The organism is Sulfurimicrobium lacus (genome assembly GCF_011764585.1).
GTDB lineage: Bacteria > Pseudomonadota > Gammaproteobacteria > Burkholderiales > Sulfuricellaceae > Sulfurimicrobium > Sulfurimicrobium lacus.
This window is the reverse complement of the sequence record NZ_AP022853.1, coordinates 2,565,550-2,578,435: the sequence shown is the minus strand read 5'-3', so window position 1 is coordinate 2,578,435 and position 12,886 is coordinate 2,565,550. Positions and strand designations below refer to the sequence as shown.

At 59.8% G+C, this 12,886-nt stretch carries 10 protein-coding genes; 3 read left to right on the top strand and 7 right to left on the bottom strand.

Annotated elements, in window-relative coordinates:
* Positions 1–61 precede the first annotated feature (61 nt).
* Genes SKTS_RS12630 through SKTS_RS12605 form a run of 6 tightly spaced genes read right to left on the bottom strand, consistent with a single transcriptional unit; the run spans position 62 to position 5,531 of the window.
* Positions 62–1,105 carry a lipocalin-like domain-containing protein gene (locus tag SKTS_RS12630; protein ID WP_173065513.1) on the bottom strand — a complete coding sequence of 348 codons (1,044 nt, stop codon included), beginning with the start codon at positions 1,103–1,105 and terminating at the stop codon, positions 62–64.
* Positions 1,105–3,594, bottom strand: coding sequence for an FtsX-like permease family protein (locus SKTS_RS12625; protein ID WP_244617331.1), 2,490 nt, complete (start codon positions 3,592–3,594; stop codon positions 1,105–1,107). Before SKTS_RS12625 ends, SKTS_RS12630 begins: the two co-directional genes overlap by 1 nt.
* A gap of 23 nt (positions 3,595–3,617) precedes the next feature.
* The gene (locus SKTS_RS12620; protein ID WP_173065507.1) at positions 3,618–4,292 is read right to left on the bottom strand and encodes an ABC transporter ATP-binding protein; all 675 of its coding nucleotides are present in this window, start codon (positions 4,290–4,292) and stop codon (positions 3,618–3,620) included.
* Between the two features lie 51 nt (positions 4,293–4,343).
* Entirely contained in the window at positions 4,344–4,766 is a 423-nt protein-coding gene (locus SKTS_RS12615; protein WP_173065504.1) for a VOC family protein, read from the bottom strand.
* An 11-nt stretch (positions 4,767–4,777) separates the two neighbouring features.
* The gene (locus SKTS_RS12610; protein ID WP_173065501.1) at positions 4,778–5,260 is read right to left on the bottom strand and encodes a response regulator; all 483 of its coding nucleotides are present in this window, start codon (positions 5,258–5,260) and stop codon (positions 4,778–4,780) included.
* Between the two features lie 34 nt (positions 5,261–5,294).
* Positions 5,295–5,531, bottom strand: a complete 237-nt coding sequence (locus SKTS_RS12605; protein WP_173065497.1) for a hypothetical protein — start codon at positions 5,529–5,531, stop codon at positions 5,295–5,297.
* Positions 5,532–5,824: 293 nt separating this feature from the next.
* Here SKTS_RS12605 and SKTS_RS12600 point away from each other — a divergent pair, with 293 nt between their 5' ends.
* Positions 5,825–10,003, top strand: a complete 4,179-nt coding sequence (locus SKTS_RS12600; protein ID WP_173065494.1) for a PAS domain S-box protein — start codon at positions 5,825–5,827, stop codon at positions 10,001–10,003.
* Between the two features lie 135 nt (positions 10,004–10,138).
* Positions 10,139–10,795 (top strand): response regulator, encoded by a 657-nt coding sequence (locus SKTS_RS12595; protein ID WP_173065491.1) that lies wholly within the window; start codon positions 10,139–10,141, stop codon positions 10,793–10,795.
* A 35-nt stretch (positions 10,796–10,830) separates the two neighbouring features.
* On the opposite strand, the gene SKTS_RS12590 is transcribed toward SKTS_RS12595, so the two are convergent.
* Positions 10,831–12,201 carry a sensor histidine kinase gene (locus SKTS_RS12590; RefSeq protein WP_173065488.1) on the bottom strand — a complete coding sequence of 457 codons (1,371 nt, stop codon included), beginning with the start codon at positions 12,199–12,201 and terminating at the stop codon, positions 10,831–10,833.
* Between the two features lie 160 nt (positions 12,202–12,361).
* Here SKTS_RS12590 and SKTS_RS12585 point away from each other — a divergent pair, with 160 nt between their 5' ends.
* Positions 12,362–12,850, top strand: a complete 489-nt coding sequence (locus SKTS_RS12585) for a low molecular weight protein-tyrosine-phosphatase (RefSeq protein WP_173065485.1) — start codon at positions 12,362–12,364, stop codon at positions 12,848–12,850.
* The last annotated feature ends 36 nt before the right edge of the window (positions 12,851–12,886 follow it).

The following is a 12,886-nucleotide window of genomic DNA, read 5'->3' as shown; positions in this document are numbered from 1 at the left end:
GGGAATTGCATAATCTCCGGGTGAATGCACTGTATTTCGGGAGGTAGGGCACATTCGCCGGTTACAGCCTGAGCGGCAGCCAGTAGCCGGTCAGCTCCAGGTAGCCGCGGGCGATTTCCCTGCCGGTTGCAAGGGCTCGCACTGCGCCCTCCCAGTAGATCGTTCCTGCCGTGGCGCGGGCATCGTTTTCCTGGTCGTCCATCATGGGCTCGAGGTCGAACTCAAGACCCTTGGCGTCGATATGCCAGGCAACGGGGTAGCTCGTCCCGCTGCGCGGGGAGCGCCACAGCCGCAGGGGCGTGAAGCGGATGTCGCCGGGTTCGAACAAGGTCACCGACCCATCCGCCTTGCGATGGCTGCCGCCGGCCCAGCGTGTGCCGCCGTTCCTGTCGCGCATGCGGAACAGCATCAGGGCGCCGCCGTCGGCCAGGTTGAGGCCGACCCAGTCCCAGCCGACCGCATCCGCTTCCAGGTAACTGTCCGACCATTCGTGGTCCAGCCAGGCGCTGCCAGTGACGGGAGAGGTTTTCCCGTCGCGTGCGACGGTGCCCTTGGCCAGCAGTTGGGGCTGACTGTAATAGTGGCTGGTGGCGCCAGGTTCGGCAGCTTTTCGGCTGAGACCGCCGGGGCCGTTCAACAGGGGAGCTTGCGTGGTTTTCAGTACGAGGGCCAGGCTGAATTCCCGCGCCGGGAGTCGGATCGTATAGCCGTCCCCGTCGTCAGCCTGGCGCAGCGACCAGTCGTCGATCCAGACTTCGGTTTTTCCCTCCCGTGCCTCGGCCAGCCCGAAACCAGCCCGCGCCGCACGCTGATCGCCGAGCAGATGGCCGAGGCGCGGGTCGCTTATGGCAGCATGAGCGAACAGGATCTGGCGTGGAGCGAAACGGCTGGGATTAGCATCGTTTCCCGTGGTGCGGCTGCGAAAAAACGTGACCTGGAAGCCGAGCGCATTGCCCTCTTCGGTGCGCAGCCAGCCCGTGACATACCACCATTCGGTGCGAGCGGCAGGGTGGCTGCCGGCGTCGCGCGCCAGGTCGATGTTCGCTGCCGACCCCAGCAGCGGCCAGAGTGCCGTCAATAGCAGCAGCCGAAGCAGGGCGCGCATCACCAGTCCTCCCGCACCGCATGCACGGGATCGCCGCTCATCGCGCGCCGTCCGGCGGCCATGGCGGTGAGCGATGCGGCGGCAACGAGCGTCGCCGCCAGTGCGAGCAGGAAAGCCCAGGGCGGGTGCAGGTCCATGCTCCAGTGGAAGGACTGGCGGTTCACCACGTGGATCAGGATGAGCCCGAGCAGCCAGCCCAGCGCCAGGCCGGCGGCCGCGCCCAGCGTGCTGACCAGGGCGCCTTCCAGCACGAACATGGCGCCGATCTGGCGGCGCGACATGCCGATGTGGCGCAGCATGCCGAACTCGCTGCGGCGCGCCAGCGCCTCGGCGGCGAAACCGCTGCTGACGCCGAACAGGCCGATCAGCACCGCCACCGCCTCCAGCAGGTAGGTGACCGCGAAGCTGCGGTCGAACACTTCCAGGCTCCGCACGCGGATTTCGCCGGGCTCGGCGATTTCGAGCAGCGACCCGCCCGGAATGCGTGACCGCAGCGTTGCCGCAACCGCTGCCGGGGATACGCCGGGTGCGAGCCACAACGAAGCAGAACTGGCGCGCCGGTCGCCCGTGAGCCGGATGTAGCGCGCGCGGTCGATCACGATGGCGCCGGACTGGCGGGCATAGTCGCGCCAGATTCCAGCCACGGTGAACTGCATCTGCGCGCCGCCGATGGGGAGCTGGATGTGCTGCCCGACGCGGTAGCCGTAGAGATCGACGACCGCTTCCGATATCCAGACCGGTGGTGGGTCGCCCTGAACAGGTGGGGCGCCGAGTTCGGTGAACGGCAAAATGCTGCGAACGTCCCGCCCTGCCATGGGGCGCGCGACCAGGGTCACGGGCGCGAAACCCGGCCGCAGCAGGAGGTCGCTGCTGCGCAGGAAGTCCACCTGCCGGATGCCGGGCGTCTGCAGGATGAGCGCCTGTATTTCCGGGCCGATGAATGCGCTTTCCACCACCTGGGCGGCGCGCACATACAGGTCGGCTGGCAGGATTTCTTCCAGCCAGCGCTCCACCGAGTGGCGGAAGGATCCCACCATGATGGCCATCGCCGCCATCAGGCTGAAACTCACCAGGATCGCGCCCATGCTGATGGCGGCGCGTCCCGGTGCGCCGCGCAGTTGCGCTGCGGCGATGTGGAGCGGCACGTAGCGCGAGCCGGGCAGCCAGGCGAAGCTGCGCGCCGCGAGCGCCGGCATCAGCAGCACGCTGCCCAGCAGCATCAGGGCGATGGCGAAATAACCGAACAGCGGCAAGCCCCCGAGCGGCGGCAACGGGATCAGCACCGCGCCGAGCGCCAGCAGCACCATCCCCGGCCAGGCGCTGGCGCCCTTGGCGCGCGCGCGTTCCCGGTCGCCTGGCTTGAGTGCCTGGGCGGGCGGCGTACGCGCGCTTTCACGTGCCGGAACCAGGGCGCCGAGCATGGCGGCGCCGGTGCCGAGCGCGAAGTAGAGCACGAGGTCGCCCGGCGCGACCTCGGATACCTGCACCACGCTCTCGAAATAACCGCCGCCGAGGTCGGCGCCGAAATGGTGCAGGCCGTACGCGGCGGCAGCATAGCCCAGCGCGATGCCCAGCCCCGCGCCGACCGCGCCGATCGCGGCGCCTTCGGCCAGCAGCAGCCAGGACACGGCGCCGCGTGTGACGCCGAGCACGCGCAGCAGGGCGATCTGGGGGCGGCGCCGCAGTACCGTCAGCGCCTCGGTGGTGAATACCAGGAATGCGCCGGTGAACAGCGCGACCAGCGCCAGCACGTCGAGGTTGACCCGGTAGGCGCGCGACAGGTTCGCCGCGCGGGTGCTGGCGGCGGCAGGCGCGATGGCCTCGATGCCGGGTGGCAGCAGCGCTTCCAGTCGGCGGCGAAATTGCTCCACCGGCACGCCGGCCTTCAGCCGCAGATCGACCCGGCTGATGCGTTCCAGGGAATCGAAACGCCACTGGGCTGCACCGATATCCATCACGCCCAGGCGCTGGCGATAGCTCTCCTGCGGAAGAATTCCCGCCAGGCGCAGGCGCACCGTGCCTAGCCCGGCCTGAAGGATGAGCGTCTCGCCCACGCTGACGCCGAGCCATCGCGCAGCGGCGGCGCTGAGGAAGATTGCGTTCGGGTCGAGTAGCGTCGTGCCGGCGGAAGTCCCCTGTGCGCTTCCGACAGCCAGCGGCAACAGCCGGGAAGCGCGGAATACGTCGAGACCGACGATGCGGAGCGTATCGCGGCGACCCGGCAGCCTGGCCTCGATCTCCACGGCGGGACTGGCGAGCGCGATTTCGGCCATGTTCGCCAGGCGCGGATAGATATTTTCATTCATGCCTGTGGCCGGCCCCCGGACCGTCAGATCGGCCTGCCCCGAGATGTTGCGTACCGCATGGGAAAACTCGCCCACGGCGGTGCGGTTGATGAGATCGATGGAAACACCCAGCGCGACGCCCAGCGCAATCCCCAGCAGACTCAGGAAAATGCGCCCGGGATGGTCGGCGATGGGACCGAGCACAGCACGGACGATGGCGAGCGCGCTCATGGCGAAGCCGAGGGAAAAAGCCCACCCGCGCCCAGCACGTAGGTGCGGTCGGTCGTGGCGGCGGCGGAGGCGGAATGGGTTACCAGGATGCCCGCCGCGTGGCTTGTCGTCACCTGTTCGCGCAGCAGCGCCAGAACCTGGGCGGCGCTGGCCGGGTCGAGGTTGCCGGTGGGCTCGTCCGCCAGGATGAGCTGCGGGCGGTGCGCCAGCGCGCGGGCGATGGCGACGCGCTGCATCTCGCCGCCGGAGAGCTCGCGGGCATAGCTGTCGCCACGTTCCTTCATCCCGATTGCCGCCAGCAGCGCGGTCACGCGGAGGCCGGACTCGCTTGCCGCCACCTTGTTGAGGGCCAGCGGCAGGGCGATGTTCTGGGCGACGGTGAGGTAGGGCAGGAGGTGGAATGCCTGGAACACGAAGCCCATTTTTTGCCGCCGCAGGCGCGTGAGGCGGTCGTCGTCGAGACCGACGATTTCGCAGCCGTCGATCCGGATGGAACCGGTGTCGGGCGGTTCAAGCCCGGCGACGAGATTGAGCAGGGTGGACTTGCCGATGCCGGATTCGCCCATGATCGCGACATATTCGCCGCGTGCCACGTCCAGCGAAATATCGCGCAGCACCTGCCGGATTCCGGGGCCAAGGTAGGATTTGCCGAGATTGCGGATGCTGAGCATTATCAGCTGTCAGCCTTCAGCTTTCAGCCGTCGGGGTCCAGTTTGCCCGCCTTAATCCGGGAATGCCCACTGGGGATTCCATACGACCTCCCACAAGTGCTGATCAGGATCCTGGAAGTAACCGGCGTAACCGCCCCAGAAGGTTGCTTCCGCGGGCTTTACGATGACGGCTCCGGCGGTTTTAGCCTGCTCCATCACCTCGTCGACTTCGGCTTTGGACGAGACGTTATGCCCGAGCGTGAATTCGGTGGCACTCGGGCCGCTCAGGGGAAGGCCCGAATCGAGCGAGATGCTCTTGCGCGGCCAGATGGCGAGTTTCACGCCGGCCTGCAGGTCAAAAAATGCCACTGCGCCATATTCGAATTCCTTGCCGAAAACGCCTTCCGTCTTCAAGCCCAGGCCGTCGCGATAGAAGCGCAGCGACCGCTCCAGGTCGTCGACGCCGATGGTAATGACAGTGACTCGGGCTTTCATTCTGTGCCGGCTCAGCTGCAGCGCATGATCCGGGCAAGTGCGTAGGATTCCAGTTCCTCCAGCGCGAAGGTCCTTTCCAGGCTGAAGCCGGTCTGCGAGACCAGCCAGCGCTTGAGTTGCTTCAGGGCGATGCACAGGCGCTGGATGCGTTCCACGATGTTGATTTTCAGGCGGGTCGGCAGATGGTCGAACAGCGAGTGGCTGGACTCGCTCGCCTCGTCCGCGTTCAGTTCGTTGCATTGTCCGATGCAAGTCACGTATATCGCAGATTCCATTCCTTCATTGCAGTAGACTTTGACCTGTTCCAGCGGTTCATTGCCGGATTGGAGCGGGCTGAATACGTTCATCAGGATGATGTCGGGGTTCACTTCGCTGATCAGGCTTTTCGCCTGCTTGCAGCCCTGGGCTACGAACACGTCGTAACCCTCCATCCGCATCATCTGCTCCAGTAAACGGCGTCCGTTCGGGTCTTTTTCTGCAATAAGAATGCGCATCCTGTTCTCCTGTTAATCTGAAAGTTGGATTTGTCTAGTTGCTGGTAGATTTATGCGCAAAGCCAGTCATCGGTTGCGAAGATCGTCGCTGCTGGAAGTCGCCATTTTCCTGCAGGGCGGAAAGCAGCGAGATGGTGTTTCCGGTCACTTCAAGGAAGCGTGCCTCATCTCGGGCCAGCGTTTCCATTTCGCGTTGCATCAGGGAAAACTGATGTACCAGGGAAAACTCTTGAAGAATGGATGAGACCTTGTTTATAAAAGGAAATGTCATGTTGTATTGCCTCGTTCGTGGTCACGATTGAATGGGATGCGTCGTCCATTTCTACGGTGGATCAAGTATAGGTTTCTGCTCACTGAAAACCATTTGTTCGTGCACCTATGGGTATACGTAATTACCCCTATTGAGCCTGGGTAAAATCCCCTACATGATGCTAAAAAGAGTTTTTTGATATCGATTCGTTTCACACGGCGGAGTCCGACTTACGTGCCATTCCTGGTTTTACCGATGCTTAACAGCGCATTACGTTACGATAATAAATTGTGGCCATGATTTCCTTATCCCGTATGTTCGGAATCGCGCCCGTCCGCAAGTTCGCACCCTATATTCCGCTGTTGGGATTCATCGTGATTTCGCTGGTATTTGCTGTCACCAGCTTTCAGGCCTTTCGTCAAATCGAAGACGTGATCGTGAAGGACAAGATCCAGGATCTCGATGCGGTCGCCGATCTCAAGGCGCGGCAAATCAACGGCTGGAGGCAGCAGCAGATACGTAGAGGGGAGGGCTTTTCCAATGGCTCCCTCCTGCCGGAACAATTCGGTCTATGGATAGAACAGGGCATGCCGCATGAAGGGAAGGAAAAAATCCTGCGATTTCTGGCCGGCACGCAACGTGTGAATGGCTACAGATCCATCACGCTGTTCGACAAGGATGGCGTGGCGAGGCTTACGACCATGCCGGGCGAGCAGCAAGATGCGGATGATGTCGCCATGGCGCAGGCCGCGATTACCAGTCGGCGAGTGTTTCTGTCGGATATCCACATGGGTGGAGCAGAATTGAGCAGGGTCAAGATAGACCTTGTTGCACCGCTCGTCAGCCTTGAGGGAAACGGAAGCCGTGTAATGGGCTCGGCGGTGTTCGAGCTCGACCCGCGCGACTTCCTCTATCCGCTGATGCTCGCCTGGCCATACCCGAGCCCGAGTGCAGAGAGCTTGCTGGTGCGCCGGGATGGTGATGACGTACAGGTGCTGAGTGAATTGCGTCACAGGCCTTGGGCAGCACTTTCCCGGCGCCAGCCGCTGACCAACACCAGAGTGCCCGGAGTATTGGCGATCCAGGGGGAAACGAGCAGCATCGACAGCATTGATTATCGTGGCGTTCAGGTGGTTTCGGCGATGCGCAAGGTGCCGGGGACGTCGTGGTTTATCGTGAGCAAGGTCGACAAGGGCGAATTTCTCGCCCCGGTAGCCCGGCTCAAGCAATGGTCGATGGCGCTGGGCCTGGCGTTGGCGCTCATCGGCGGCCTGGTGGTTTATTTCTGGCTCAGGGCTTATCAGGTCCGCTACCGCTATCTCAAGGAACAGCACGATGCCGCGGTCGAGCGGGAGGCGCTGATCAGGCATTTCGAACTCCTGACCAAACATGCCAACGATATGATCATGGTGGCGGACGACACGACTCGCATTATCGAGGCCAACGAACGCATGCTGGACACGTTTGGCTACACGCGTGATGAACTTCTGGCTATGCAGGTCGCCGATTTGCGCGATCCTGAGCAAGACCTTTCCTATGTTAATGTCAGGCTCGCTGAACTTATGGCGAAGGGTGAGCTGCGCGTCGAGGAAAGCGTGCGGCGCAAGGATGGTTCGACGTTCCCGGTGGAAATCAGTGCCCGCGTCATCGAAGTGCAGGGCAAGGTCTATCTTCAGGGCATTCTGCGCGATATCACAGAGCGCAGGTGCTCCGACGATGCCTTGCGCAGGAGCGAGGCCATGCTCAAGGAATCGCAGAAGATGGCCCATATCGGTACCTGGGAAATGGATCTGCTCAATAACGTGCTGACCTGGTCGGACGAAAATTACCGTATTTTCGAAATTGAACAGACCCAGTTCGGTGCAACCTACGAAGCTTTTCTGGCTGCGGTTCATCCCGACGACAGGGAAATGGTGGACAAGGCTTATTCCGACTCGGTGAAGGACCGGACGCCGTACAGCATCGTTCACCGCCTGCTCTTTCCCGGGCAGCGGGTTAAATATGTCCGGGAATGGTGCGAAACCTTTTACGACCAGAACGGAAAACCGCTTCGCTCCATCGGGACGACGCAAGACATCACCGAGCACAACAAGGCCGAACAGGAATATCAGGCCATCCTTCAGGCGACGACGGACGGCTTCCTGGTGGTCGATGCGTACGAAGGCCGGTTTCTTGACGCGAATATCGCTTATTCCAGAATGACCGGCTACAGCGTGGAAGAGCTTGAGAATATGCGCATCGATGATGTGGAGGCCCTGGAATCGCCCGAACATGTCTTGCAGCACAACATGGCGCTCAGGGAAAGCGGAAGCGCCCTGTTCGAAACCCGTCATCGCCGCAAGGATGGCGGGATTATCGATGTCGAGGTCAGCGCACATTTCCTCGATATCCGGGGTGGCAGATTCATCGTGTTTATTCGCGATATTACCGATCGCAAGCAGGCCGAACGGAAAATCAAGCGTCTCAATAGCCTCTATTCCGCGATAAGCCGTGCCAACGAGGCAATTGTACGGATCAATGATCGCGACTTGCTGCTCAATGAAATCTGCCAAATTGCCGTTGAGTCAGGCCAGTTCAAACTGGCGTGGATCGGCCTGGTGGATGACGCCACTCAAACGCTGAAAGTCACCGCATCCAGCGGACCGGCACGTGACTACCTGGACGGCATACTTGTTTCCATCGATGCCGACAAACCGGAAGGCCGCGGTCCCGTCGGCATGTCAATCCGCGATAACAGGGAATACGTCTGCGAAGATTTTTTCAAGGATCCCCGCACCCGGCCCTGGCAGGAAAACGCACGCAAGTATGGGCTTCACTCCAGCGCCTCGTGCCCCTTGGGAGCAGAAGGCCGGATAGTGGGGGCGCTGACAGTCTATTCGGATGAGGTCGGTTATTTCGACCAGGAACTGACGAATCTGTTAACCAGTCTTTCCCGGGACATATCGATCGCCCTGGACAACTTTGCCCGTGAGGAGCGGCGCAGGGAGGCCGAGGAAACATTGCGGCTGAGCGAGGAGAAATTCAGGACCCTGGTGGGAAATCTGCCGCAGAAAGTTTTCGTCAAGGATGCGAATTCCGTCTACACGGCCTGCAACACACTTTTTGCGGCAGATTTGGGGATTAAGCCGGAAGAGATCGTCGGCAAGACGGATTATGATTTTTTTTCCGAGGAACTGGCCGAAAAATATATCACGGACGATAGCCGCATCATCAGTTCAGGAGAGGCAAGCAGCTTCGAAGAACTCTACGTCCAGCACGGACAGGAGCGATTCGTCCATACCACCAAGGCGCCTCTCAAGGACGAGCAAGGGGAGATTCTGGGGGTCATCGGCGTGTTCTGGGACATCACGGATATCAAGCTGGCGGAGAAAAAGCTGTTTGAAAGCGAGCAACGCTTCCGCACCATGGCTGACAATGCGCCCATCATCATCTGGATGGCCAATATCGACAAGGGAAAGATGTATACAGGCTGCGGGTTCTTCAACAAGCAGTGGCACGACTTCACCGGCCTCACGCTCGAAGAGTCGCAAGGATACAACTGGATGGCCTTCATTCACTCTGACGATAGGGGGCGCTGCCTCGACGCCTACATCAGGGCGTTTGAGGAGACCCGCGAGTTCAGGATCGAATACCGTCTGCGGCGGAAGGACGGGGTTTACCGCTGGATACGGGACGCCGGCGAGCCGCGATTCACCACGGAAGGGGAGTTTCTTGGTTTTATCGGTATCTGTGTAGACATTACCGACCAGAAGCTGATCGAGGAAATGCGCGCGGAGGTGGAGCATGTCGGGCGGCTCAATATTGCCGGTGAAATGGCCTCCGGGCTGGCGCATGAGCTAAGTCAGCCGCTCACGGCCGCCAGCAATTACCTGGACGGCTGCCTGCACCGCATGGAGCTGGCTGAATGGGACCGGGAGAAACTCCGCAAAGCAGTCAGACTGGCCTATCTCCAGACCGAACGGGCGGGAGGCATCATCAGCCACCTCAAGGCATTTATCCGCAAGCAGGGCCCCGAAAGAGCCATGTTGGATATCAACGACCTGATCGAGGACAGTGTCGATTTCCTGGCGCAGGACATCAGCCATCAATCCATCCGCGTTATCCCTCATTTTTCAGTTTTGCCGCCGGTCTGGGTGAACAAGATCGAAATCGAACAGGTATTGCTCAACCTCATGAAAAACTCCATCGATGCCATGGCTTCACTGCCGAGGCGGGAGTTGCACTTGTCCACGTGCCTAATTGATTCTGGAAATGTCCTGGTAACGGTAAGCGATACGGGAAAGGGCATTCCAGAGGCCGACCTGGAACGGGTTTTCAACCCCTTCCAGACTTCGAAAAAGGACGGACTTGGCTTGGGGCTGGCGATCTGCCGCTCCCTGGTCGAGAACTACGGCGGACGGATATGGGCTGAGCAGAATGCCGATAGCGGGACGGAATTCAGTTTTACGCTACCGACGGAGCCGATGGAAGCGCCAGAAGAGTTCGCCAATTGAATGGACGAAGACCTTGCCCCTTACCGCAAAATACAGTGAATGCCGTATAAGTTAATACAGTGATCGGCCCAGATATGACTACGGGTCATGGTGATAATGTCGGAATTGACGCAGTGCTCCAAGGACGGAGGATACATGAATAAAAAATATCGCCTGCTGATTGTAGAAGACCATACGCTGTTGCGGGCCGGCCTGCGCGCGTTGCTGACGCAGGACGCGGACATCGAGATTGCCGGCGAGGCGGACAACGGGCGCGATGCGATCCAGGCTGTCGGGGCGCTGGCGCCGCACCTAGTGCTGATGGACCTGACCATGCCGGGGATGAACGGGATCGAAGCGATACGCGACATCAAGCGGCGCTACCCGGAAACCAAGGTGCTGGTGCTGACCATCCACAAGACCGACGAATACATCCACGAAAGCCTGCGTGCGGGGGCTGACGGCTATATTCTCAAGGACGCGACGCACGACGAATTGCGCGTGGCGATCCGCAGCGTGCTGAACGGCAAGACCTACCTGAGTCCCGACATATCGGCGAAAGTGATCAACGGCTACCTGGGTACGGGGCAGTCCACGACTGGATCGAGCCAGTGGGACACGCTGACGCACCGGGAACGGGAAGTGCTGAAGCTGGTGGCCGAAGGGCACCCCAACAAGTACATCGCGGACTATTACTGCCTGAGCGTCAAGACGGTGGAAAAGCACCGTTCCAACCTGATGAAGAAACTCGACCTGCACAATGCGTCCATGCTGACCGCTTACGCCATCGAGAAGGGGCTGCTGGCTACTTAGTTTACGCCAGTATTTGTTTCAGCGATGTTTGCCTGTTAGACCTGCTCGGCTGTTTTCCGGATTTCCACTGGCCACACGGCGTGTAGTGTTACTCCTCCATGCCGGTTGCGAATGACCGAAAATTCTCCATACGATAAAGTGGTGCGCTCGCGCATTTCGGCAAAACGCAGGTGTGGATCGGTGAGGAGTTCCGGGCGTTCGGACTGCGCTGTGGGGGTGTCGTAAATAATCAATGAGACTGCTCCGTCTTCCATGCCCAGCACGATCGCGATCCGGTCCGTTGGAGAGTGTTGCGCGACATTTTCGAATGTCTTCTCGATGATGCGGAAAATGACGATTTTCAGCGAATGAGGTATTTCCTCCTCCCTTAGCTCGATTTCCCGTTCGACCTGCATTCCCGGGTGCAGGCGCGAAAATTCCCGGCAATACCAGTTGAGCGTCGAGATCAGTCCGAGATCGTCCAGACTGGATGGGCGTAACTCGGTCGCAATGCTCCGGACTTCCTGAATGGCGCTCTGAATGACCGGGACGATGGAATCCAGCGACTTTGTGTGTTCGTCGTCCGTCTCGATGCGCAGGCGGCTGCTTTCGACGTTGGCCTTGATCGCGCTCAGCGTCTGCGCCAGGCCTTCGTGCAGGTCGGTGGCGATTTTCTTTTTTTTCACTTCCTCGCTTTTCATCAGGCGGCGCGTTAGCGTTTCAAGTGCGCTGGTTCTTTCCTGGATGGTTTGCTGCTGGGCTTCGATGACGTTTCTTGCCCGTCGTACGACGAGAACCAGTACGGCATAGAGTATTGCGAGCATGCTCTCTGCGCCCACCAGGAAGATCACCAACATCCGTGCGTTCTCTCGCACCAGTTCGTTGACATCGGTATAGATCTCGAACACGCCCAGAATCGGCTGTCCTGACTTGATGCGTATCGGGATATAAGTTTGCAGCAAGTTGTCGGATTCGGTGACCTTGTCGAAAAAATTGAAGGCGTCACGGTAAACCAGATCACTGACAACTTCGCCCCTGAGAGCGGACGTGAATCCGGCATTGTCTTCCCTGTCCGTGCCGATCTGTTCGGCCTTGGTCGAGTAGGCGATCACGCCGTTGCGGTCGAATATTTTGAAGGTGACTACTGCGGTGTCGACCGTCAGACGCTTAATCGCCGCTGCGAGTTCAGGTGGAAATTCCGGCGTGCCGCTTCCTAGCTCAGTCGATTTGGGCCTCGCTTTGAGGTAATCGACGAGTTGCGGCCTGACGGCATTCAGCGTGGTATGCGCCAATGCAAGGTTGCCGCGTTCCGCGACCTTGGTGACCCACTGGATGGTCACCTGGCGATAGAACAACGTAAGCAGTGCGGCCGTTATGAAGATGCTGATAAAACTTGCTATCGCGTAGAAACGCAGCAATTTGAACATTTCTCGTCCGCCGTTTTAAGTGGATAAAACTTGGCAACAGTTCTTTTCATGGAACAATCCGTCTCGGCTAAAATGTCTTCAGGCAAACGCATTTGAATGGCCGAAGCGCGGATTGGAATTACATTTAACTTTAATTGTATAAAACAACTAACTGAGTAACATGGAAAAAATAAACATATTATTTGTCTGCATGGGCAATATCTGCCGTTCTCCCACAGCGGAGGGCGTGTTCCGCCGCCTGGTACAAAACGCCGGACTGGAACACAGGATTCTCATCGACTCCGCCGGAACCCACGCTTACCACATCGGCTCGGCGCCGGACGCCCGCGCCAGCGCTGCTGCGGAAAAGCGCGGTTACGACCTTTCCCCTCTGCGCGGCCGCCAGGTGAGCGAGCGGGATTTCCATGAGTTCGACTACATTCTGGCCATGGATCGCGACAACCTTGCCAATCTGAAGCGTATCTGTCCGTCCGAGCATGTTCGCAAAGTTTCCCTTTTCCTGGAATTCAGCGCCCAATTCGACGAGCGCGAGGTGCCGGACCCTTATTATGGCGGTGCGCAGGGCTTCGAACACGTGCTGGATATGGTCGAGGACGCCGCGCGTGGCCTGTTGCAGCAGTTGGAACGGGAGCATGCCTTGCGCAGTTGAGTTTTCCAATTTTAGCCCTTGGCCTTTAAACGGTTG

Bases quoted from the DNA above. Each gene is read 5' to 3' on its own strand.
- SKTS_RS12590 (WP_173065488.1), bottom strand. From the start codon at position 12,201: ATGTTCAAATTGCTGCGTTTCTACGCGATAGCAAGTTTTATCAGCATC.
- SKTS_RS12585 (WP_173065485.1), top strand. From the start codon at position 12,362: ATGGAAAAAATAAACATATTATTTGTCTGCATGGGCAATATCTGCCGT.
- SKTS_RS12615 (WP_173065504.1), bottom strand. From the start codon at position 4,766: ATGAAAGCCCGAGTCACTGTCATTACCATCGGCGTCGACGACCTGGAG.
- SKTS_RS12620 (WP_173065507.1), bottom strand. From the start codon at position 4,292: ATGCTCAGCATCCGCAATCTCGGCAAATCCTACCTTGGCCCCGGAATC.
- SKTS_RS12630 (WP_173065513.1), bottom strand. From the start codon at position 1,105: ATGCGCGCCCTGCTTCGGCTGCTGCTATTGACGGCACTCTGGCCGCTG.
- SKTS_RS12610 (WP_173065501.1), bottom strand. From the start codon at position 5,260: ATGCGCATTCTTATTGCAGAAAAAGACCCGAACGGACGCCGTTTACTG.
- SKTS_RS12595 (WP_173065491.1), top strand. From the start codon at position 10,139: ATGAATAAAAAATATCGCCTGCTGATTGTAGAAGACCATACGCTGTTG.
- SKTS_RS12600 (WP_173065494.1), top strand. From the start codon at position 5,825: ATGTTCGGAATCGCGCCCGTCCGCAAGTTCGCACCCTATATTCCGCTG.
- SKTS_RS12605 (WP_173065497.1), bottom strand. From the start codon at position 5,531: ATGACATTTCCTTTTATAAACAAGGTCTCATCCATTCTTCAAGAGTTT.